Source organism: Mesorhizobium sp. M7A.F.Ca.CA.003.01.2.1 (genome assembly GCF_003998945.1).
Classification (GTDB): domain Bacteria; phylum Pseudomonadota; class Alphaproteobacteria; order Rhizobiales; family Rhizobiaceae; genus Mesorhizobium; species Mesorhizobium ciceri.
Genome location: NZ_RZRA01001427.1, coordinates 1 through 876, shown reverse-complemented (window position 1 = coordinate 876; position 876 = coordinate 1). Strand labels below are relative to the sequence as shown.

Below are 876 nucleotides of genomic sequence, written 5' to 3'. Positions count from 1 at the left end.
ATCTCGCGCAGCTTGACGATGGCGCCCATGATGTTGCGCGTTTTCGGCTCGATCAGCACCGGCTTGCCGTCGGCAGCGCTGGCCACGGCGCCTTCCGGCGGCTCAGGCATGGCAAAATCCGTGTCGGTCTTGGCGCTCATGACGAAAGAGCCGTCAGGTTTGATCAGCGCCGCATGAGCCAGCGAACGGCCCACGGCTTCCTTGTTCATCAGGTCGAGAAAGCCGGTACGATCAAGGCCGTAGAGTGTGCGTGACGCATCGAGATCATAGGCCATGGACAGTGTCGTACCCTGCAGGTTGCGGGCATTTTCCTGAACATAGGCGTCGGCGATCGACAGCGACGAATTGACGATCGTCTTGGTGCGGATCTCGAACCAGCGGTCGAGGCCGATGTCGAGCGTGATCGACGCGATGATGGCCACCATGATGGCCGGAATGGCGGCAACCAGGGCGAACATGGCGACAATGCGCACATGCAGCCGCGAAGCGGCCTTGCCATGCCGGCGCGCCATCAGGATGCGGTGCACCTCACGCCCGACCAGCGCGATAAGAATCAGGACGAAAGCCGCGTTGAGGGCAATCAACGCCAGCGTCGTCGACTCGTTCGGTGTGATCGGCGTGGCGCCAACGAGGATGGTGAACGAGATCGCCGCCGTCATCAGCGCGCCGACGACCGCGATCACGCCTGGCAGCGCAAGCAGCCGGCGCCCGTCACGAGCGCCGGGTTCGCTGAAAAGCGGTTGGTTTGTTGTCGGTGCCTGCGGGGCCATGTCGCCGTCTAGTGCCATGATTGCGTCGGATGTATGCAACGCATTGTGGCGATTATGCAACAAGTGTGACCGAGACGGAAATCTTTCGCGAGCCGATCCCCTGAAA

General features: G+C 62.0%; 1 pseudogene. It reads right to left on the bottom strand.

Annotated elements, in window-relative coordinates:
• Nucleotides 1-770 (bottom strand): annotated as a pseudogene (locus EN969_RS33215) (PAS domain-containing sensor histidine kinase); the annotation flags it as partial.
• Nucleotides 771-876: the final 106 nt, after the last annotated feature.